The organism is Caulobacter sp. FV1ye6ST (assembly GCF_058681225.1).
Map to the genome: position 1 here is coordinate 1292851 of NZ_CM178733.1, position 18825 is coordinate 1311675.

General features: G+C 67.7%; 16 protein-coding genes and 1 pseudogene. 7 read left to right on the plus strand and 10 right to left on the minus strand.

The genetic code is table 11. The annotated features are described in order from the left end of the window. Position 1: 1 nt before the first annotated feature. Positions 2–2680, plus strand: a complete 2679-nt coding sequence (gene ligD / locus ACW175_RS06315) for a DNA ligase D (protein WP_492103753.1) — start codon at positions 2–4, stop codon at positions 2678–2680. Between the two features lie 80 nt (positions 2681–2760). Next, positions 2761–3186 carry a nuclear transport factor 2-like protein gene (locus ACW175_RS06320; protein WP_492103754.1) on the plus strand — a complete coding sequence of 142 codons (426 nt, stop codon included), beginning with the start codon at positions 2761–2763 and terminating at the stop codon, positions 3184–3186. Here the strand turns inward: ACW175_RS06320 and ku are convergent. The 3 genes from ku to ACW175_RS06335 all read right to left on the minus strand — a co-directional run bounded on the left by ku (position 3183) and on the right by ACW175_RS06335 (position 5653). Beyond that, positions 3183–4034: a non-homologous end joining protein Ku gene (gene ku, locus ACW175_RS06325; protein WP_492103755.1), complete on the minus strand. Its 852-nt coding sequence runs from the start codon at positions 4032–4034 to the stop codon at positions 3183–3185. The two genes, ACW175_RS06320 and ku, sit on opposite strands and share 4 nt — an antisense overlap. A gap of 53 nt (positions 4035–4087) precedes the next feature. Beyond that, positions 4088–5119 carry a DNA topoisomerase IB gene (locus ACW175_RS06330; RefSeq protein ID WP_492103756.1) on the minus strand — a complete coding sequence of 344 codons (1032 nt, stop codon included), beginning with the start codon at positions 5117–5119 and terminating at the stop codon, positions 4088–4090. A gap of 126 nt (positions 5120–5245) precedes the next feature. Beyond that, the gene (locus tag ACW175_RS06335; protein WP_099576434.1) at positions 5246–5653 is read right to left on the minus strand and encodes a helix-turn-helix domain-containing protein; all 408 of its coding nucleotides are present in this window, start codon (positions 5651–5653) and stop codon (positions 5246–5248) included. Between the two features lie 217 nt (positions 5654–5870). On the opposite strand from ACW175_RS06335, the gene ACW175_RS06340 reads away from it, so the two are divergent. Both ACW175_RS06340 and ACW175_RS06345 read left to right on the plus strand, forming a co-directional pair. Next, complete coding sequence (locus ACW175_RS06340; RefSeq protein WP_492103757.1) at positions 5871–6881, plus strand: NAD(P)/FAD-dependent oxidoreductase; 1011 nt, start codon at positions 5871–5873, stop codon at positions 6879–6881. Between the two features lie 21 nt (positions 6882–6902). Then, the gene (locus tag ACW175_RS06345) at positions 6903–8066 is read left to right on the plus strand and encodes an acyl-CoA dehydrogenase family protein (protein WP_492103758.1); all 1164 of its coding nucleotides are present in this window, start codon (positions 6903–6905) and stop codon (positions 8064–8066) included. A gap of 122 nt (positions 8067–8188) precedes the next feature. On the opposite strand, the gene ACW175_RS06350 is transcribed toward ACW175_RS06345, so the two are convergent. Next, a complete protein-coding gene (locus ACW175_RS06350) occupies positions 8189–8905 on the minus strand; it encodes an energy transducer TonB (RefSeq protein WP_492103759.1) in 717 nt (238 codons plus the stop codon). Between the two features lie 193 nt (positions 8906–9098). Between ACW175_RS06350 and ACW175_RS06355 the strand changes: the two genes are divergently transcribed. Further along, positions 9099–9971, plus strand: coding sequence for a lytic transglycosylase domain-containing protein (locus ACW175_RS06355; protein WP_492103760.1), 873 nt, complete (start codon positions 9099–9101; stop codon positions 9969–9971). Here ACW175_RS06355 and ACW175_RS06360 read toward each other — a convergent pair. Together ACW175_RS06360 and ACW175_RS06365 are read right to left on the minus strand one after the other, a co-directional pair. Then, positions 9958–11148 carry a CaiB/BaiF CoA transferase family protein gene (locus tag ACW175_RS06360; protein ID WP_492103761.1) on the minus strand — a complete coding sequence of 397 codons (1191 nt, stop codon included), beginning with the start codon at positions 11146–11148 and terminating at the stop codon, positions 9958–9960. The genes ACW175_RS06355 and ACW175_RS06360 overlap by 14 nt on opposite strands. Before the next feature lie 80 nt (positions 11149–11228). Then, positions 11229–13016, minus strand: a complete 1788-nt coding sequence (locus ACW175_RS06365) for a hybrid sensor histidine kinase/response regulator (RefSeq protein ID WP_492103762.1) — start codon at positions 13014–13016, stop codon at positions 11229–11231. 153 nt (positions 13017–13169) lie between these two features. Between ACW175_RS06365 and spbR the strand changes: the two genes are divergently transcribed. Together spbR and ACW175_RS06375 are read left to right on the plus strand one after the other, a co-directional pair. Beyond that, complete coding sequence (gene spbR, locus ACW175_RS06370) at positions 13170–14321, plus strand: pole-localized protein SpbR (protein ID WP_492103763.1); 1152 nt, start codon at positions 13170–13172, stop codon at positions 14319–14321. Positions 14322–14381: 60 nt separating this feature from the next. Then, positions 14382–15146, plus strand: coding sequence for an NUDIX hydrolase (locus ACW175_RS06375; protein WP_492103764.1), 765 nt, complete (start codon positions 14382–14384; stop codon positions 15144–15146). A 9-nt stretch (positions 15147–15155) separates the two neighbouring features. Here ACW175_RS06375 and ACW175_RS06380 read toward each other — a convergent pair whose 3' ends face one another. The 4 genes and pseudogenes from ACW175_RS06380 to ACW175_RS06395 all read right to left on the minus strand — a co-directional run bounded on the left by ACW175_RS06380 (position 15156) and on the right by ACW175_RS06395 (position 18704). Then, positions 15156–15785: an ABC-type transport auxiliary lipoprotein family protein gene (locus tag ACW175_RS06380; protein WP_492104912.1), complete on the minus strand. Its 630-nt coding sequence runs from the start codon at positions 15783–15785 to the stop codon at positions 15156–15158. Between the two features lie 5 nt (positions 15786–15790). Further along, positions 15791–16729 (minus strand): MlaD family protein, encoded by a 939-nt coding sequence (locus ACW175_RS06385; RefSeq protein WP_492103765.1) that lies wholly within the window; start codon positions 16727–16729, stop codon positions 15791–15793. Continuing rightward, a pseudogene (locus ACW175_RS06390) lies at positions 16728–17541 on the minus strand (ABC transporter ATP-binding protein); the annotation flags it as partial. The pseudogene ACW175_RS06390 and the gene ACW175_RS06385, both read right to left, overlap by 2 nt. A 47-nt stretch (positions 17542–17588) precedes the next feature. Further along, positions 17589–18704: an MlaE family ABC transporter permease gene (locus ACW175_RS06395; RefSeq protein WP_492103766.1), complete on the minus strand. Its 1116-nt coding sequence runs from the start codon at positions 18702–18704 to the stop codon at positions 17589–17591. Between the last annotated feature and the right edge of the window lie 121 nt (positions 18705–18825).

Consider the following 18825-nt stretch of genomic DNA (forward strand, 5'->3'; position numbering starts at 1 on the left):
CATGGCCGCGCCTAAGCTGGCCGCCTATCAGGCCAAACGCGACTTCAAGCTCACGGCCGAGCCCTCGGGTGAAGCCGAGGTCGCGGCTTCGGCGCGGGCGCGGTTCGTCATCCAGAAGCACGACGCCACCCGGCTGCACTACGACCTGCGGCTGGAGCACGAGGGCGTCTTTCTCTCATGGGCGGTGACCCGGGGGCCGTCGCGCGATCCGCACGACAAGCGCCTGGCCGTCCATGTCGAGGACCATCCGCTGGCCTATGGCGACTTCGAGGGCACGATCCCCGCGGGCCAGTATGGCGGCGGCACGGTGATGCTGTGGGATCGCGGCTGGTGGGCGCCCGAGCCGGGCTTCGACCTGGAGAAGGGGCTCAAGAAGGGTGAGATCAAGCTGGTCTTCGCCGGCGAGCGGATGAAGGGCGGCTGGGTCCTGGTCAGGATCAACAACGACAAGTTCGCCAAGGGGAAGTCTGGGGGCGGCAAGCGCGAGAACTGGTTGCTGATCAAGCATCGCGACGCCTTCGCCATGGAAGGCGACCCCGATTTCCTGGAGGACACGTCCTTCTCGATCGCCTCGGGTCGCAGGATGGAAGACATCGCGGCGGGCAAGGGCAAGGCTCCGACCCCGTTCATGACCAAGGCCGGCCCGACGCCGGACGCGGTCTGGAGCAGCACGAACGCGCCTGAAGCCAGCGCTGTGAAGGCCGCCGAGGAGACCGGCGCGCCCAAGGGAAAGACCGCCAAGGCCAAGACGAGCGCGAGGGCGACGAATACGGCAGCGCCCAGGGCGGCCATGCCGGACTTCGTCCCGCCGCAGCTGTGCAAGCTGGTCGATCGGCCGCCTAGCGGCGACGGCTGGGTCCACGAGATCAAGTTCGACGGCTACCGGATGCAGCTGCGCGTCGAGGGCGGCAAGGCGGCCCTGCGCACCCGGACGGGTCTCGACTGGAGCCAGCGCTTCCCGCGACTGATCAAGGACGCCAAGACACTGCCCGACGCCCTGATCGACGGCGAGGTGGTGGCCTTGGACGAGGCGGGCTCGCCCAGCTTCGCGGGCCTGCAGGCGGCGCTGTCGGAGGAGAAGACCGACGACCTGATCTTCTTCGGCTTCGACCTGCTGCACGCCGACGGCCAGGACCTGACCGCGCTGCCGCTATCAGACCGCAAGACCCGGCTGAAGACGCTTCTGCCATCGGATGGCGAGCGCATCCGCTATGTCGAGCACTTCACCAGCGGCGGACAGGCGGTCTTACAATCGGCCTGCCGGATGTCGTTGGAAGGTGTGGTCTCCAAGATGCTCGACGCGCCGTACCGATCGGGCAAGGGCGCGACCTGGACCAAGGCCAAGTGCCGGGCCGGGCATGAGGTGGTGATCGGCGGCTGGACGACGACGGGCGACGCGTTCCGCTCGTTGATCGTCGGCATCTACAACGACGAGGGTCAGTTGGCCCATGTCGGCCGGGTCGGCACGGGCTTTGGCCGTGACAAGCTCGCCAAGCTGCTGCCGGCCTTGAAGACGCTGGCGCGCAAGACCTCACCGTTCGGCGGTAAGGGCGCGCCGCGTGGCGGCGCCGACATCCACTGGGTGGAACCGGAACTGGTCGCCGAGATAGAGTTCGCCGGCTTCACGGGAGACGGCTCGGTGCGCCAGGCGTCGTTCAAGGGACTGCGCGAGGACAAGCCCGCCAAGGCGGTCGCGGCCGAGGCGCCGGCGCCGGTCGAGAGCGTGGAGCTGGCCCAGCCCCGGAACGCTTCCAAGACGTCGGCCGCGCAGAAACGCGCCGGCGGCAAGGCCTCGGTGCTGGGCGTGGCGATCTCCAATCCCGACAAGCCGTTGTGGCCGGACGCTGGCGACGGGACGCCGGGGACCAAGCTGGATCTGGCCAAGTATTTCGAAGCCGTCGGACCGCAGATGCTGGAGCACGTCAAGGGCAGGCCCTGCTCGGTGATCCGCATGCCGGACGGCATAGGCCAGGAAACCTTCTTCCAGCGCCATTCGGGCAAGGGGGTCTCGGCCCTGATCGACGAGGTCACGGTCAGCGGAGACCGTAAGCCCTATCTGGTGTTCAACACCGTCGAGAGCCTAGTCGCCGCCGCCCAATGGGGCGCGACCGAGCTTCACCCCTGGAACTGCCGGGAGGGGGCGCCGGATGTCCCGGGACGTCTGGTGTTCGATCTCGACCCGGCCCCGGACGTCTCGTTCGACGTCGTGGTCGAAGGGGCGCGCGAGATCCGCGACCGGCTGGAGGCCCTGGGGCTGGTCCCGTTCTGCAAGACCACCGGCGGCAAGGGACTGCACGTGGTCACGCCGCTGAAGGGAACAAAGCTGGATTGGCCCGCCGCCAAGGCCTTCGCCCGCGAAGTCTGCGCCCGCATGGCCGCCGACAGTCCAGACCAGTACCTGATCTCGATGGCCAAGAAGGACCGGGGCGGGAAGATCTTCCTCGACTACCTGCGCAATGACCGAATGAGCACGGCCGTGGCGCCGCTGTCGCCGCGCGGCCGTCCCGGCGCGCCCGTGTCGTGGCCGGTGGCTTGGACCCAGGTGAGGAAGGGGCTGGATCCGGCGCGGTTCAATGTCCGGACCGCGCCCGGGATGGTGAAGGATCTCGACGCCTGGGACGCCTATGCCGAGAGCGAGCGGGACTTGGCGGCGGCGGTCAGGAAGCTGGCGCGTGGCTAGCGGCGTTGACGGTGGCGTCTCTGATTTTACAGTGTCGCTATCGGGCGCATTCGAACGCCGGGATCATGGGAGGGGACGGCATGGCCCGCGAACAGGCGCTGCAAACGCTGGAAGTCTGGCACGACCTGCTGGAGAAGCGCGAGTTCGATCGCCTGCGACCGCTGGCCGCCGAAACGGTGGTCTTCCGCTCGCCCGCCTTCTTCAAGCCGTATCCGGGCGTGGAGCCGCTCGTGCACATCATCGCCACGGTCAACACCATCTTTGAGGACTTTGCCTATCACCGAGAATTCTGGTCCGAGGGCCATGAGTCGGTGGTGCTGGAGTTCAGCGCGCGCGTCGGCGACAAGAAGCTCAAGGGTATCGACATCATCTCCTTCGACGACGTCGGCAGGATCAAGGAGTTCGAGGTGATGATCCGCCCGGCCAACGCCGCCGCCGCCGTGGGCGAGGCCATGGCCGCCAAGGCCGGGCCGCGCCTGAACGAACTTTTGAGCAAGCCGGCCTAACCCGTCTTTTTCCTCGGCGCGGCCTTGTGCGTCGCGGTCTTTTTGGTCCCCGTCCCGGTCTTCGCCGGCGCCTTGCCCAGGCTGCTCCGCAGCGCCTCCATCAAGTCCACCACATTGGTGTCCTCGGGCTCGGTCGGCACGGAGACCTTGCGGCCCTTGCCCTTCTGCTTTTCCTTGATGAGCGCCCGCAGGGCGTCCTCGTAGCGGTCGTTGAACTGCTCGGGGTCGAAGGGGCCTTCCTTCTGCTCGATGATCTTCTGGGCGATCTGGATCATCGCAGGGTCGGGCTTCTTGTCGGGGATAGCGTCGAAATAGCTCGCCGCCTCGCGGACCTCGCGGCGGTTGCGCAAGCTCCAGGCGACCATGCCGTTGTCGCGCGGCTCGATGGCCAGCAGGCGCTCGCGCTGATGCATGACCACGCGTCCCAGAGCGACCTGGCCCTCCTTGGTCATGGCTTCACGTATGACGCCATAGGCCTCGGCGGCCAGCTTGCCGTCGGGGACCAGGAAGTAGGGATTGTCCCAGTACAGCCGGTCGATGTCGGCCGCCGGAACGAAGGTCTCGATGTCGATGGTGCGGGTGCTCTCCAGCCGCACGCTGTCGATCTCGTCCTGGGTGATGACGACGTATTCGCCCTTCTCGTACTCGTAGCCCTTGACGATGTCGGCGCGCTCGATCGGCCCCAGGTCCGGGTCGGTCGGGATCATCCGGATCCGATTGTGGGTCCTCTTGTGCAGCATGTTGAAGTGCACGTCGCCGCGCGCATCGGTGGCGGTGTACATCGCGACGGGGCAAGTCACGAGCGACAGGCGCAGGTGGCCCTGCCAAGTGGGACGGCCGGCGGCCATGGGCGTTTCTCCGTTCGAGCCGACTCAACGACGCTCGGCGCGGGGGCGTTCCGCTAAGCTTCGGCGCACGAGGCCTGGGCCGCTTCCAGGAACCGGATGGTGGCCAGTTCGAAGGCGCGTTCCGACCGGCCGGGCTTCAGCGGCAGGACACCTTGCTGATAGGATTCCAGCACTAGCGGGTGGATGTACGATCCCCGGCAGACGGCGGCGGTGTTGCCCAGCAGCCCGGCCACGGCCTTCACGCAGGTGTTGACGTTGCGCTTGGCCTCGGTGGCGCTGGTCGCCTTGGGGGTCAGGCACAGGGCGCGCGCCGCGGCCAGGGTGCCGGCCCAGGTGCGGAAGTCCTTGGCCGAGAAGTCCTGGCCCATCGCCGCGCGGATATAGGCGTTGACGTCGGCGCTCTCGACCGAGCGCCGCTGGCCGTCGTCGTCTAGATATTGGAAGAGCCGCTGACCCGGAACGTCCTGGCAGGCCTTGACGATGCGGGCCAGGCGCCGGTCGCGAAAGCCGGTCGTATGGACCACGCCGCTCTTGCCCTTGAACCGGAACGTGCCGCCGAGGCTGGACAGCTTGGCGTGCCGGTCGCGCAGGGTGGTCAGGCCGAAGGTCTTGTTTTCCTGGGCATAGGCTTCGTTGCCGATCCGGGTCAGGGTCAGCTCCATCAGCCGCACCACGGCGGCGATCACCTTGTCGCGGGGCAGGCCCCGCAGCACGAGGTCCTTCTCGACCTTTGCGCGCAGCTTGGGCAGGGCGCGGCCGAAGGCGATCATGCGGCCGAACTTCAGTCCGTCACGGTCGCGCCGCCAGCCGTCGTGATAGCGATACTGCTTGCGGCCCCGCTGGTCGCGGCCCGTGGCCTGGATGTGGCCGCGCGGCGAGGGACAGATCCAGACGTCGGTCCAGGCCGGCGGGATGGCCAGGGTGCGGATGCGATCGAGCGTTCCGGCGTCGTCGACCGGGTCGCCGTCTGGATCGCGATAGTCGAAGCCCGCGCCGCTCTTGATCCGCCGCAAGCCGGGATCGTCGTCGTTGACATAGAGAAGGCCGGGCGAGACCGGCTGAAGATCGACCGTGTCGCGTGGCATGTCCTTGGCCCCTTCACCGCTCCGTCGCCGGATCAACGGCGGGCGCGAGGGGCGGTTCCAGACGCGAAAAGGCCCGCGATTCGCACATCGCGGGCCTTTCGAAAGCGGTACTGAGCGGAAGCGGTCTTAGGGCGCGTCGTCATCCACCATGGCGCGGACCAGGTCGACGACCCGGCGGCGCAGGCGACGGTCCGAAAGGCGCGGGAAGAGGCTGGCCAGTTCCAGGCCCTCGGGCGTGGAGACGAACTCGGTCATGCGCTGGGCGAAACCGTCGTCGATGCCGCCGTCGGTGTCCTCGAGGCCCTCGAAGAAGTAGGAGACAGGCGCTTGCAGCAACTTGGCGGCATCGTAGAGCTTGCTGGCGCTGATGCGGTTGGCGCCACGCTCGTATTTCTGGATCTGCTGAAAGGTGATGCCCAGAGCGTCCGCGACTTGCGTCTGGGAAAGTCCCATCATCTTGCGGCGAATTCTCAGCCGGGCGCCCACATAGAGATCAACGGGGTGGGCTGGTTCGACTGCGGGTCGATCGTTCATCCGCCTCTATTCCATCTGCGCCGCTCGGCGGCCTTCATGCCAATGTTAACGGGTATAGACACAGCTTGGCTGCATCGTCACGTGCGGACGTGCACGGAACGGGTCTTCGCGCCAAAGTGTCGCGCTCGATTTACTATCGTTAATGATGAATAGATCGAGTAACCGGCATGGTCGTTCCGGACTTGACGTTCGCGCGTCTGGAAGGTGTTTGCGCGCCATGAAACTTCATTCTGGCGCGCGTGTCGCCGTGGCCGGGGCGGGCGCCTTGGGATCAGCCGTGGCGCTGCGCCTGGCGCGGGGCGGCTTCAAGGTCACCGTCTTCGATCCGGCCGCGCCGGGCGACAATGCTTCGGGCGTTGCCGCTGGCATGCTGGCGCCGGTCAGCGAGGCGCTGTTCGACCCCGCCTCGCGCGTACACCTCTCCATCATGCGCCGCGCCCGCGACCTCTGGCCGGCCTTCGCCGAGGGCCTGGGAATCGAACTGGTCTGCGCTGGCGTGCGTTTCGAGGGCTCCGACGCCTGGCGCGGCCAGGTCAGCGAGCGACTCGTGGCCCTTGGCCTCCCCACCGCCGATGAGACCGCCGAGGACTGGCGTCTTGAAGCGCAACCCGCCCTGGCGGCGATGCGTACGGCGGCGGAGGCGGCCGGCGCGCGGTTCGAGACCGGCTCCGTCGAGGCCTTCGCGCCGGGAGCCCTCGCGCTGGCCGACCGCCGCACCGAGGCCTTCGATGCTCTGGTGCTGGCCGCCGGTCCTGGCGCGCGCGACGGTCGTCTGGCGGCCGAGACCAGGGTCCTGTCGCCGATCAAGGGGCAGATCCTGCGAGTCTCCGCCGATGCCGTTGGCGCGGTGGTGCGGGGCGATGGCGTCTATCTGGCGCCGGGCGAGAACTTGGCGATCGGCGCCACCATGGAGGTTGGCCGCGACGACCTGGCGCCGGACGCCTCCGCGACTCAAGGGTTGCGCGCGGCGGCCTGGGCCTTGCGGCCGGCGCTGGATCTCGACGCGGCCAAGGTCGAGGTCGGCGTCCGGGTCACCACGCCCGACGGCCTGCCGCTGGTGGGCTGGAGCCAGACCCCCGGCGTCATGCTGGCCGTCGGCGCGCGGCGTAACGGCTGGCTGTTCGCGCCGCTTGTGGCCGACATGGTCGCGGCGTATCTGAATGGCGATAACCCGGGCCCGGACGCCGCCACCATGGACGCACGTCGTTTCGAGAAGTCCGGGGGCTAGCAACGCAGGGGAGGAGGACCGATGTCCGGATTCTGGTTGACCGAAGAGCAGGAAGCCATCCGCGAGGGCGTCGCCAAGGTGTGCGCCGCTTTCGACGACGAATACTGGCGCCGCACGGACGAGACCGGGATCTTCCCCGAAGACTTTGTCGCCGCCATCGCTCAAGGGGGATGGCTGGGCGTGGCCATGCCGGAAAGCGTCGGCGGCGCGGGCCTGGGCCTGACCGAGGCCGCCGTGATGATGCAGACCGTGGCCCAGTCGGGCGCGGGCTTCTCGGGCGCCTCGGCCATACACCTCAACATCTTCGGTCCGATGCCGCTGGTGAAGTTCGGCTCTGACGCTCAGCGCGAGCGCCTGCTGCCCCGGATCATCTCTGGCGAGGACAAGATGTGCTTCGCGGTGACCGAGCCGAACTCAGGCCTGGACACCGCGAGCCTTGAGACTCGCGCCGAGAAGGTCGACGGTGGCTATCGCCTGAACGGCCGCAAGATCTGGACCACCGGCGCACAGCGCGCCAACAAGATCCTGATCATCGCCCGCACCACGCCCAAGGACCAGTGCGCCAAGCCGCACCAGGGCCTGTCGCTGTTCTACACCGACGCCGAGAAGATCGAGGCCAAGCCGATCCCGAAGATGGGCCGCAAGGCCGTCGAATGTAACATGCTCTTCATCGAGGACCTGTTTGTCCCGGCCGAGGATCTGGTCGGCGAGGAGGGCAAGGGCTTCGCCTACCTGCTGCACGGACTCAATCCCGAACGGGTGCTGTTCGCCGTCGAGGCCATCGGCCTGGGCCGCGCGGCGCTGGCCAAGGCCACCACCTACGCCAATGAGCGGATCGTGTTCGGTCGGCCGATCGGCAAGAACCAGGGCGTGGCCCATCCGCTGGCCAAGTCGTGGGCCGAACTGGAGGCGGCCAACCTGCTAGCCTTCAAGGCCGCCGCCCTCTACGACCAGGGCAAGGATTGCGGGGCCGAGGCCAACGCCGCCAAGTACCTGGGCGCCGAGGCCGGCTTCCACGCCTGCGAGAACGCGGTCCTGGCCCATGGCGGCATGGGCTACGCCAAGGAATACGATGTCGAGCGCTACTTCCGCGAGGCGATGATCGCCCGCATCGCGCCGGTCAGCCGCGAGATGATCCTGAACTTCATCGCCGAGCGCGTGCTGGGACTGCCGAAGAGCTATTGAGGCCGCGAGCGCGTCAGGCGAAGTGCGCGCGGCTCGCCGCCCGGATGCGCGACAAGCAAGGAAAAAGCCGGGTCGCGGAAGGCTGGCGACCCGGCCGCTGGTTCAGCGCCGGAGGGTGGGCTTCAAGCGCCCGCGCTGAACCGGATCGGGATGCGGACGGTGGCGCCGTCCACCGCCTGGCCGTCCTCCATCTGCGGCTTCATCCTGAAGAAGCGCGAAACCTTGATGGCCGCAGCGCCGAAGCCTTCGTCGGCCGGGGTTTCCGACAGGACCGAGCAGTCGCGGACCGCGCCGTTGATCGCCACCACGCAGTTCAGGGTGGCCGAACCGGAGAGGCCCCGACGCTGGGCGCTCTCCGGATAGTAGCGGGCCATGTCGTCAGCCGAGGGCAGCTTCAGCCAGTTCGGACGGGTGATCATCTTGGCCTGCGGAGCGGGGGGAGCCGGAGGCGCGGGCGGAGTCGGCGCCAGGGTGGTGACCGGGCCGGTGGCCGGCGGCGCTTCGACGGTCGGGTCCGCTTGTAGAGGCGGGGGCGTTTCGAACGGTGTCTGCAGCGGGATGTGCAGCTTGGGCGCGCTCGCCCGGGGCGGCGGCTGGTCCGTCGGCGGGGGAGGGGGCGGCGGCTTCGGCGGCGTGTAGGGCAATTCCAGCCTGAAGCCCGGATCCTCCTGCGCCATCGGCAGCGGCGTGACGTACTTTGTGTAGGCCAGGTAGCCGATCAGGCCGAGATGCGCCGCGGCCGAGACCGCGATGCCGATGACCAGCGCCTTCGAGGGTTTGCGCGGGGTGTCGTCAAGGCCGGGAATGCCGGAGCCGCTGGGATGGAGAGCCAGGTTCATGTCGATCTCCTACGCTGAATTACATTTGTAGGATCAGGTCAGCACGAACCCATGAAGCTGTAAATTGACAATCGTAATCCGGGCGACGATTTGTCTTACGCTTGTAAGAATGGGTGCGGCATGTCGTCATCTGGGGACGGCTTGCTAACGTGGTTAATCGCGAATTAACCATAGTCGCCGACTCCTGAGACCCATGCCCGCCGTCAGTTCCATCCGCAGCGTCGTCGAGTCGGCGATCCAGCGCGCGTCCAGCGCGACGGGGGTCGACTTCACGTTCCTGATGGGCACGGCCAAGCGTGAAAGCGGATTCAATCCGGCTGCCAGGGCCCGAACCTCTTCGGCGTCGGGTCTGTTCCAGTTCGTCGACCAGACCTGGTTGTCCACGCTGAAGAAGCACGGCTCGAAGTATGGCTACGCCCGCTACGCCGATCTGATCTCGCAGGGACCCGACGGCCGCTATCGGGTCGATGGCGACGAGGCTCGCAAAGCCGTGCTGGGCCTCAAGGCCGATCCGCACGCCGCTTCGCTGATGGCCGGTGAACTGACCTCTGACCACGCTTCGTATCTGCGGGGCCGGGTGGGGCGCGACCCGACCGCTGGCGAGCTCTACGCCGCCCACTTCCTGGGGCCGGCGGGCTCGGCTAGGCTGATCCAGGCCGCGACCGCTTCGCCCGGCGCCAGCGCCGCCGCCATGTTCCCGGACGCGGCCCAGGCCAACAAGTCGATCTTCTACAAGGAAGGCCGCGCCGCCACGGTCGGCGAGGTCTACGCCAACCTGACCAGGACCGGCGGCGCGACTCGCGTCACCGAGCAGCCGGATACGGTGCGTCTGCCGGAAGGCGACCAAGGCTTCACGCAATATGCCGGTGGTCGCCGTCTGGAGCGGATCCGCCAGCAGGAGGCGATGGTCGACCTGATCCTGCGTGGTTCACAGGACGTCGGCAATCCGTTCGGCGGCTCGGACAATTCGAGCATGGGCGGCGGTCAGCGCCTGGCCAGCTCGATGTTCTCGGCCGAGATGCTGCGCGTGCTGGCCGAGGCCAACGACAAGGTCAAGCAGCGCTGATTTTGCTCAGCTCGGCGATCCGATCGTCTGACCACCCCAGTTCCCTGAATACAGCCTCGGTATCCGCGCCCAGCTTCGGCGCGGGACCGCGCGGGCCATCCCGCGCGCCTGGAAAGCGGGCCGGGGCGGCGGGAGCCTTGAATGTGCCGCCCGCGCCGTCGGGGGTGTCGACGAAGCAGCCCGCAGCTTCGGCCTGGGCGTCTTGGACCAGTTCTCGCGGCGTCTGGTAGGGGGCCCAGGTGATGTCGCCGGCGTCCAGGGCCTCGGCGGCGTCGTCATAGGCCATGGCGCCGAAGGCCTCATCCAGAATATCGACCAGCGCCTGGCCGTTCTCTCGCCGGGCCTTGGCGTTGGCGAAGCGCGGATCCTCGACCAGTTCGGGTCGGCCGGCGGCGGCGGCGATGCGCGGCCAGTCGACCGAGCCCTGGCGAGGAAGCAGGCAGATCCAGCGGCCGTCGGCGGTCTTGTAGAAGTTGGCCAGCGGCTGCAGCGCCTCGCGTCGCCCCCGCGTGGAGGCCAGCTTCCCGAAGCGCAGCTGGATCGCCATGTCCGAGCCGATCGCATAGACGCCCGCGCGCAACAGCGAGGTCTCGACCAGACGACCTACGCCCGTGACCGTCCGCTCGTGAACCGCCGCCAGGATCGCCGACACCGTGGCCAGGGACGTGACGTGGTCGCCCATGCCGGTGCGGATCGGAAAGGGCTCGGTGCCCTTCGGCGCGGTGATCGAACCTACCCCGGCCCGTGACCAGAAGGCCGCCACGTCCATGCCGGGCTTGTCGCGGTCCGGACCGGTCAGGCCGTAGCCCGTCAGGCTGCAATAGATCAGCCGCGGATTGATCGCCTTCAGCGTTTCGTAGTCGACGCCGGCGCGCGCCAGGGCGGCGGGGCGGACATTGGTCAGGAAGATGTCGGCGGTGGCCGCCAGAGCCTTCAGGGCGTCGCGGCCCAGGTCGGAACGGATGTCCAGCACCACGGCCTTCTTGCCGCGGTTATCGAGTTCGAAGATCGGGTTGGCGTCCTGGTCCGAGCCGATGGTGTCGAAGAACCGCCGCATCGGGTCGCCTTCTGGCGACTCGACCTTGATCACCTCGGCGCCCCAGTCGGCCATGATCCCGGCCGCGCCGGGGGCGGCGATATAGGTCGCCAGCTCGACGACCCGCAGTCCCTCCAGCATCGCTCTCTCCCTTTTTCTCGTTGGGAGGAGCATGGGCGAGGGCGAGGGCTGGGGGAAGGCTTACCTTGGGGTAGACGCCGTTAGGCGGCGGCGCGATCGGCGCGTCGGTCCAGCGCCGCGGCGTCGGCCAGGGCGCGGGCGACGCCGGCCACGGAGACCGGCTTGCGCAGCATGATGTCGGCGCCGGCCTCCAGGAAGCCAGTGGTCTCCTCGCCATCGCCATCGATGATGGCGATGATCGGGGCGTGGCGGTTGGGGCCTTCGCTCTCGCGCAGGCTGGCGGTGGCGGCGGGGCCGTCCATGACCGGCATGCGATGGTCGAACATCAGCAGGTCGAACTCGGCGATCCTGGCGAGATCGGCGGCGCGGCGGCCGTTCTGGGCGTGGACCACCTGATGGCCCAACTGTTCGAGAATGGCGCGCAACATCGCCGCGTTCAGGGCGTCGTCCTCGGCGATCAGGATGCGCAGGGCGCGCGGCGCGCCGGAGGTGTCGGAGACGGCGGCGTCCATCTCTCCGGCGTCGAACGCGCACTGGGCGTCCTGATCGAACGGTAGGGTCAGGGTGAAGCAACTGCCGACGCCCACGGCGCTGCGCGCCTCGAGGGCGCCGCCCATCAGACGGGCCAGCTGACGCGACAAGGAAAGGCCCAGACCCGCGCCATTGACGCCGGCGCCGGTGCGCTCGATGCGACGGAAGGGCTCGAAGGCTTGCTCCATCTCCTCGGCCGACAGGCCAGGGCCGGTGTCGGCGATCTCGATCGCGATATGGCCTTCGCGCAGCTCCAGGCGAACCTCGATGCGGCCGCGCACGGTATATTTGACCGCGTTGCCCAGCAGGTTGGTGATGATCTGGCGGGTGCGCAGGGCGTCGGCGACGATCGCGCCCCTGTCGCGGAAGCGCAGCAGAGGATCGACGTGAACGGACAGTTCCAGGCCCTTGGTCGCGGCGTTGGGCTTGTCCAGCAGGGCCAGGTCCTGGACCAGGCGGACAGGATCGAAAGGTTGAGCCTCGACGCTGAGGCGGCCGGATTCGGCGGTCTCGGAATCGAGCGTGGCGTTCAGCACGGCGATCAAGTCCTGGGCCGCGTCGAGGGCGGCGTTCAGTTGCTCGCGAGACGGCGCGGCGCGACCGCCCTTGCCGGCGGCGGCGGCCAGTACGTGGGTGACGCCGGTCAGACCGTTACGGATCTCGTGGCTCAAGGTGGCGACGATGTCGGACTTGGAGCGGGCGGTGCGCTCGGCCGCCTCCAGCACTCGCAGTCGCTCGTCGACCAGGTGCTCGTGCTGAACGGCCAAGTCGTGCTGACGGCGGAACATGCGGTTCAGGATCAGGGCCAGGGTCAGAGCCAGGGCGGTCGCGCCCCAGGTCAGTTCGCCCAACTCGCGGTCGCCGGAGAAGGACGCGATCAGCGGACCGGCCGCCGCGATCGGCGCGACGATCAGTAGGCCCACCAGATAGGGCGCGGCGAAGAACGCGCACAGCACAGCGCCCGCCGTGGCCAACAGGAGCAGGGGCTCGCGCGCCGGGCCCGCGCCCAAGGCGAAGATCGAGACCTGCACCGCGGCCAGAGCCCAGAGCACGCCGCCCATCACCTGGACCCGGGCTCTACGGTTAAGATCTTGCGACCCTTGGTCGCGCAACCAGTTCACCACCGCGTAAAAAGCGCCCCAGTTGATCGCGAACACCGCGAAGCTGGCGGTCATCCATACACGGTTGGCGGCGAACGATCCGATCCACACGAAAAGCGGCAGGCTGACCGCGAAAACACCAAGCGCGTAAGGCAATAGCGCGGCCTGGGCGTCCAGCGCCTTGGCGAGGTGCGCGCCGTCCGTCGAGATATCTTTAGGGCGGCGCTCGGCGAGCAAGATCGCACTCCTCGTAATTGAGGGCGCACCTTAGGGCGGCGTGGTTTGTACCCGGTTACGGGGTATCGTTAATCCACAGGTACGATATTCAAACAATCATTAAGCCTAACCGTCGAGGATAGGGCTCCAAGCACCAGGTCCCGGCAAGCGAACATGGCCACCACACGCGCCGCACTCACCGATTCCGACATCCGCATGCTTGTGAAGGGCGCGACGCCTGACGAGCGCGCGCTGGCCGCGCACAAGCTCTGCCGAAGCATCGACCGTGGAGCGCTGAGCGACGAGGATCGCCAGGTCGCGCACGAGATCTTGCGGGTGATGGCCGCCGACGCCGCCGAGCTGGTCCGCCGGGCGATGGCGGTGACGCTGAAGAATTCCACCGCTCTGCCGCCGGACGTCGCGAACCGCCTGGCCCGCGACGTCGAGAGCGTCAGCCTGCCGATCATCAGCTTCTCGCCGGTGTTCACCGACATCGACCTGGCCGAGATCGTCCGCGTTGGCGGCTCGGTACGCCAGAAGGCGGTGGCCAAGCGCCCCAAGCTCTCCAGCCGCATCACCACCCTCCTGGTCGAGCAGGGCGACGAGGACGTGGTCGCCACCGCCTGCGCCAACGACAACGCCCGCTTCTCTGAAGTCGCGCTGCAGAAGGCGCTGGACCGCTTCTCCAAGTCGGAAAGCGTGCTGCAGGCTGTCGCGTATCGCACGGCCCTGCCGCTCTCTGTCAGCGAACGCCTGATCGACATGGTCGGCGAGCAGCTGCGCGATCATATCCTGACCAGCCACGCCCTGTCGGCCGAGCGCACGATGGAGCTCATCCTGGGCGCCAAGGAGCGCGCGACGATCGATCTGGTCGACCAGGCCGGCCGCGCCGCCGATCCCAAGGCCTTCGTGGCACATCTGAGCAAAGTCGGCCGCCTGTCGCCGTCGCTGCTCCTGCGGGCCCTGGCTCACGGGCACATGACCTTCTTCGAGTGGGCCGTGGCCGAACTGGCCGGGATTCCGCACCATCGCACCTGGCTGATGATCCACGACGCCGGCCCTCTGGGGCTGAAGGCGATCTGCGAGCGAGCTGGTCTGCCGCCGCGCCTCTATTCGGCTTTCCGAGCGGGCGTCGACGCCTTCCACGGCCTGGACTTCGACGGCGGCGCCCACGATCGCGAGCGTTTCCAGGAGCACATGATCCAACGCTTCCTGACCTCGTCGCACACGGTCTCCCGCGAGGACAGCGAGTACTTGATGGAGCGCATGGACCGCAGCAGCGGGCGCCGCCGCGCCGATCGCACCAGGGGCCAGGGCGCGGCCTAGCCGAACGATTGTTCGAAAGAGGTCTGGGCAAGGCCGCGAGCCTGCGCCAGACTTCAAGCCATGTCTGACTCTCCGTCGGGCGAGACCCGTCTCGCCGCCACCGTACTGCTGCTTCGAGATGCGCCTTCGTTCGAGGTGCTTATGGTCAAGCGGCATCATCAGATCGACTTCGCCGCGGGCGCCTTGGTGTTCCCGGGCGGCAAGAGCCACCAGGGCGACAGCGACCCGCGTTGGCGCGAACTGGCCATCGGCTTCGACGAGGTTGGCCAGGATGGCGTGGCCCTTCGCATCGCCGCGATTCGCGAGGCCTATGAAGAAGCGGGCATATTGCTGGCTCGCGACCGGGATGGGGCCTTCTACGCCGGCGAGGCGGCCAAGGATGTCCGGGCGGCGGTGGCGGAGGACAAGGTAGCCTTTCTCGATGTGGTCCAGGACCTGGGCCTCAAGCTGGATCTCTCGGCCCTGACGGTGTTCGCCCGTTGGATCACACCCAAGCTGATGACCAAGCGCTTCGATACCTGGTTCTACGTCGCCCACGCGCCCTTGGCTCAGCAGGCGATCTGCGACGGCCATGAGGCGGTCGACGCAGAATGGATCGCTCCAAGCCTGGCCCTGGACCTGGCGGCCTCGGGCGAGCGCAAGGTGATCTTCCCGACCCGCATGAACCTTCAGATGCTGGCCGAGAGCGCCAGCCCGGCCGACGCGGTGGCGCGGGCCGTCGGGCGTGAGCTGGTCACCGTCGAGCCCTGGGTCGACGGCAAGGTCCTGCGGATCCAGGAGAACGCGGGCTATGGGCCAGTGACGGAACCCCTGGAAGCGCTTTGAACAGACCCCTTAGTTCTTGATGCCTGGCCCGGCTGCGTTGACCCAGGCCACCACCTCGCTGAGCACCTTGGCGTTGGCTTGGTCGAACGCCGGAACGATGGCCGAGACGCGATTGTCGGCGGTCTTGACCTTGGCCTCGAAGGTCTGGTCTCCGACCAAGGCGCGATCGCTATTGCGGTTCAGGACGCCGCGGACGCGGACCACCACCTCGGGCGCGGATTTGGGACCGTTGACATAGTCGGCCTCGAAGGTGCGCACCTCAAGGCGCAACACGAGGTCGGCCTTCGCCACCTCGCCCCGACCGATCAGGCGAGCGCGGCCCGGATCGTTCTCGAACGCGCGGGCGACGGCCTCCTCGAACAGGATGAAGGCCGGGGACACCCAGCGCGCGTTGGCGATATAGGCGACCTCACCATTGGTCACGGTCAGGATGCGGTCGCCCGCCGCGGCGCGGGTGAAGGCGGACGGGGCCTTCTGTACGCCGAACATCGCGCCGGCCGGGGCCTTGGTCACACTGATGTCGGCGTCGCCAAAGCGATACATCGTCGCCGGCTTGGTCTTCGGGAAGACGCTGATACAGCCGCAGAGGGCGATGGCCAGGGTCGCGACGGCCAGGCCTCGGGCAACATTGCGCATCATCGGGCTCACGGCTTGACCTCCAGTTCCTTGGCGGGGGCCTTGTTGACCACGCCACGGGGGTTCTGTTCGACATCGCCGACCAGGCGATCCAGGGATTCGGCTGCCGACTGCAGGGTGACGATGGCCGCCGACAGCTGCGGCAGGCCGGTGCTGGCGAAGTCGCTTGTCGGACCTTCCAGTTTCGAGATCATCGAGCGGGCGTCCTTGGCGGCGGCCTTCAGTTCGGCGGCGGCGTCGCCGGCCTCCTTCAGGGTGCGCTTGGCGTCGCCCTCGACGAGGCCGTTGGCGTTGTTGGTCAGATTGGTGATCGACTGGGCGGTCGCATCGATGCTCTGCAAAGCCTTCTGGGCGTCGGCGATGATCTCCTTGCGCTCGCGCAGTTCGGCGGTGACCGCCTGTACATCGCTGAGCGAGGCGCTGAAGGTCTTGATGTTCTGGTCGGACAAGACGCGGTTGACGCGGTCCAGCGCTTCGATGGTGCGGGTCAGCACGGTGCCGCCGCCTTCCAGCAGGTCGGATAGGGCGCTGCGCTGGCTGCGCAGGACGGGGACCTTGCCGTTCTTGACGGTGTCCTTCAGCAGCTCCTTGTTCGGCGAGCCGGCGGTGATCTGCACGTAGTTGACGCCCGTGATGCCCTGCGGCTCCAGGGTCGCGTAGCTGTCGACCTTGACCGGCACGTCCGAGGTCATGCGCACGCGGGCGATGACGCGGTTCGGATCGCTCTTGTCCAACTCAATACGGGCGACCTCGCCGACCTTGATGCCGTTGAAGTGGACTTCGCCACCCGTTGACAGACCGCGCACCGGACCGATGAACAGGATATCGTACAGGTCGTAGTCCTTGTTGAAGCTGACCTTGGCCAGCCAGACGACGAAGATCACCAGGCCCATGAACAGGGCGAGGGATATGGCCCCGACCAGGGCGTAGTTGGCGTTTCTTTCCATCAGAAGTCCGTCCTTTAGGCCGGATCCTCGGCGGTCGCGGCGGCGCGACCCCGGGGGCCCAGGAAGTATTGCTTGATCCAGGGATGATCCGAACGCTCAAGTTCGCGAACGGGCGCCACCGCGACGACCTTTTTGTCGGCCAGGACGGCGACACGGTCGGTGATGGCGTAGAGGCTGTCCAGGTCGTGGGTGATCATGAACACCGTCAGGTCCAGGCTGTCCGACAGGTCCTTGATCAGGGCGTCGAAGGCCTCGGCCGCGATCGGGTCGAGGCCGGCGGTGGGCTCGTCCAGGAACAGCAATTCGGGGTCCATCGCCAGGGCCCGGGCGAGGCCGGCGCGCTTGCGCATCCCGCCCGACAGCTCGGCCGGCTTCAGAAGCGCGGCGCGGGCGGGCAGGCCGACCATGGCGATCTTCAGATCGGCGATCTCGTCGATCTCGCGGCGCGGCAGCCTAGTGTGTTCATGCAGCGGCGCGGCGACGTTCTCGCGCACCGTCAGGTTGGAAAACAGGGCGCCTTGCTGGAAGAGAACGCCCCAGCGGCGCTCGACGGACGACCAGCGCCGGCGCGAGGCCACGCGCATGTCGCCGCCGAACAGCCTCACCTGGCCGCCGTCGGGCGTCTTCAGGCCGATGATGGTGTTCAGCAGCACCGACTTGCCGGTGCCCGAACCGCCGACCACGCCCAGGACCTCGCCGCGCTCGACCTTCAGGTCCAGGCCGTCATGGATGATGTTGTCGCCGAAACTGGAGACCAGGCCCCGGACATCGATCGGATGCTTCTCGGCCTCGGCGTTGTCCTCGGCCGGCAAGGGCGCGACCTCAAGTTCATGTTGCTTCTTGGTCGTCGGAGCGCGGGTCAAATGTCCAGCTCCATGTAGACCAGGGCGAAGACCGCATCGATCAGGATGATGGCGAAGATGGCGTGGACCACCGACGCGGTCACCCGACGGCCCAGGGACTCGACGTCGTTGCCGACCTCCATGCCCTGGCGACAGCCGATCGCGGCGATGACCGCGGCCATGACGGGCGCCTTGGACATGCCGATCCAGAAATGGGTGGCGCCGACGAAGTCGATGATCCGCTGCAGGAAGAATGTCGGCGACAGGTCCAGCACGACCCAGACCACCAGCATGCCGCCAGCCAGGCCCGCGATCGTCGCCACGAACACCAGCAGCGGGATGGTGAACAGCAGGGCGGCGAAGCGGGGCAGAACCAGCGCTTCATAAGGATCCACGCCCATGACCTGCATGGCGTCGATCTCCTGGTTCATCTTCATCGAGCCGATCTCGGCCGCGAAGCTGGAGGCCGAGCGGCCGGCCAGAAGGATGGCCGTGATCAGGATGTTGAACTCGCGCATCACCGAGATGCCGATCAGCTCCACCGAATAGACCTGGGCGCCGAATTCAGTGAGCATGTTGGCGCCCAGCAGGGCCACCACCGCGCCGATGAAAAAGGTCGTGGTCGCTACGATCGGCAGGGCGTCCAGACCGGCGCGCTCGCACAGGGCCACGACCGGCGCCCAGCGGATGCGGCGTGGATCGGCGACGCAGCGAGCCACGGCGACCAGCAGATGGCCCAGGAAGACCAGGGTGCCGTAGGCGTCCTGGAACAGGCCAAAGACGCCTCGGCCGATCCGCTCCAGCAGGGCGTGGAAGCCGCCGGGACGAATCTCCGGCTCGGGCTCGACCTGGATGGCGGCGCGGACCAGTTCCAGCAGGCGCAGCACTTCTCGGCGCGCCTGGACGTTCTCCGGCTCGAGGTTTTCGCCGCCCGCCCGCAGAATCGCATAGGCGCCGGCGGTGTCGCAGCGATTGATCCCAGTCAGGTCCATATCGAGCGCGCGTTTGCCGGAGAGGTCGGTGTCGAGGCGCAGGCCCGCGTCGAACAGCCCCCGCGCGGTCCAGTCCCCCGTCAGCACAGCCGTCGTGCGGCCGTCCTGATCGGTCAAGGTGAAGTCCGCCGGTAAAGCCATGAAGTCCTGGGGGCTCGTTTCCTGGTTATATCCAAGCCCCGCCATGGGCCTGACAAGCCCAAAACGCGCCAAGGCGCAGCTTGTTGCCGAATAACGCTCCGCGCCCCGAAAACGCGTGCGA

Excerpts from the sequence above, each read along its gene's own strand:
- ligD (WP_492103753.1), top strand. The coding sequence starts at position 2 with ATGGCCGCGCCTAAGCTGGCCGCCTATCAGGCCAAACGCGACTTCAAG.
- ACW175_RS06355 (WP_492103760.1), top strand. The coding sequence starts at position 9,099 with ATGCCCGCCGTCAGTTCCATCCGCAGCGTCGTCGAGTCGGCGATCCAG.
- ACW175_RS06320 (WP_492103754.1), top strand. The coding sequence starts at position 2,761 with ATGGCCCGCGAACAGGCGCTGCAAACGCTGGAAGTCTGGCACGACCTG.
- ACW175_RS06350 (WP_492103759.1), bottom strand. The coding sequence starts at position 8,905 with ATGAACCTGGCTCTCCATCCCAGCGGCTCCGGCATTCCCGGCCTTGAC.
- spbR (WP_492103763.1), top strand. The coding sequence starts at position 13,170 with ATGGCCACCACACGCGCCGCACTCACCGATTCCGACATCCGCATGCTT.
- ACW175_RS06375 (WP_492103764.1), top strand. The coding sequence starts at position 14,382 with ATGTCTGACTCTCCGTCGGGCGAGACCCGTCTCGCCGCCACCGTACTG.
- ACW175_RS06345 (WP_492103758.1), top strand. The coding sequence starts at position 6,903 with ATGTCCGGATTCTGGTTGACCGAAGAGCAGGAAGCCATCCGCGAGGGC.
- ACW175_RS06340 (WP_492103757.1), top strand. The coding sequence starts at position 5,871 with ATGAAACTTCATTCTGGCGCGCGTGTCGCCGTGGCCGGGGCGGGCGCC.
- ACW175_RS06330 (WP_492103756.1), bottom strand. The coding sequence starts at position 5,119 with ATGCCACGCGACACGGTCGATCTTCAGCCGGTCTCGCCCGGCCTTCTC.
- ku (WP_492103755.1), bottom strand. The coding sequence starts at position 4,034 with ATGGCCGCCGGCCGTCCCACTTGGCAGGGCCACCTGCGCCTGTCGCTC.
- ACW175_RS06385 (WP_492103765.1), bottom strand. The coding sequence starts at position 16,729 with ATGGAAAGAAACGCCAACTACGCCCTGGTCGGGGCCATATCCCTCGCC.
- ACW175_RS06335 (WP_099576434.1), bottom strand. The coding sequence starts at position 5,653 with ATGAACGATCGACCCGCAGTCGAACCAGCCCACCCCGTTGATCTCTAT.
- ACW175_RS06360 (WP_492103761.1), bottom strand. The coding sequence starts at position 11,148 with ATGCTGGAGGGACTGCGGGTCGTCGAGCTGGCGACCTATATCGCCGCC.
- ACW175_RS06395 (WP_492103766.1), bottom strand. The coding sequence starts at position 18,704 with ATGGCTTTACCGGCGGACTTCACCTTGACCGATCAGGACGGCCGCACG.
- ACW175_RS06380 (WP_492104912.1), bottom strand. The coding sequence starts at position 15,785 with ATGATGCGCAATGTTGCCCGAGGCCTGGCCGTCGCGACCCTGGCCATC.